This window comes from Vibrio sp. Vb1337 (assembly GCF_033338715.1).
In the GTDB taxonomy this organism is placed as follows: Bacteria; Pseudomonadota; Gammaproteobacteria; order Enterobacterales; family Vibrionaceae; genus Vibrio; species Vibrio alginolyticus.
Genome location: NZ_JAWOTD010000288.1, coordinates 1 through 1025, shown reverse-complemented (window position 1 = coordinate 1025; position 1025 = coordinate 1). Strand labels below are relative to the sequence as shown.

Annotated in this window: 1 protein-coding gene; it reads right to left on the bottom strand. The window is 49.0% G+C overall.

Annotation, left to right across the window (positions count from 1 at the left end; translation table 11 throughout):
- Positions 1-79 precede the first annotated feature (79 nt).
- Positions 80-1025 (bottom strand): chain-length determining protein (locus tag R7E42_RS25690; protein WP_318073339.1); only part of this gene is annotated, 946 nt, incomplete at its 5' end.

The window sequence follows — 1025 nt, the reverse complement described above, 5'->3', positions numbered from 1 at the left end:
ATGCGGTAAATTAACGTGGCGTAGAAAAGAAAAAGCACTCGGGTCAACGAGTGCTTTATCGTCATGGTGAGTAGGAGAGTTAACTGGCGAACGTCACTTTAGGCAAGGTGGTGATCACCGGAACGCCCAGGTGTTTTTCTAATGCTCGGCGAGCTCGCACCGAGTTGTCTGCCAGTTCAAGTATGGTGGCTAGACCAACGCCAAGGCCGGCACCACCGATAAAGCCTAGAATGATAAATACAATGCTTGGTAGATTAGACGGAATTGTCGGAGTGAATGGCGCATCAATGATCTTCACGCGTTTGTTTTCTTCAAACACACCAAGCGATCCTGTCAATTGCGCCATTTCGTAGCGCTCGACGAGGTCGTCGTACATTTCACGCTTTACGGCGACATCACGTGCTAAACGGTTGATTTCTGTCGCGGTGCTACCAAAGCGATGGGCATTGCTTTCTAACTCTTGAATCATCTTTTGCAAACTGACGGTTTCTTCGGTGAGTGATTCAAAACGGCTACGCATAATTTGCAGTTGATGAAGTTGAGACACAAGCAATGGCTGCGCTTCCCCAAGGCTACTTACGGTGGCGTTACTCGCAATGTCCCACAATTGGTTGCTGTTCAGCTCTGGCTGTTTTGAACTGAGCAGAACTGTGCGTTCTTGCTCTAAGCGTTTTAATTCGCGCAATTTTCCTTGTACTAGGCTGTGCGCTTCGGTGTATTTGGCGCGGAGCAGAGTAAGCTCGCTTCGGATCTCGATAATTTGTTCTTCAATCTTACCGATGACGGGGTTGGTTTTGGAAAGCTGTTGGTCCAAGCTCCCCAAACTGCGAGTCACACCGGCCAGCTCGGCTTCTTTCTCCGCCAAGGTTTGCTTTAAGCTGGCTAGGCGGGTCAAGCTTTGGGCCTGCATTTCTGGTGTTGCGTGTGAGTAGGTGTTTTTGTACTCGGCAAAAGCGTGCTCGGCTTTGTCGAGTTCTTCTCTTCGCTTATTGATATGGATGGTCAAGAAATGGCTGGAATCCTTA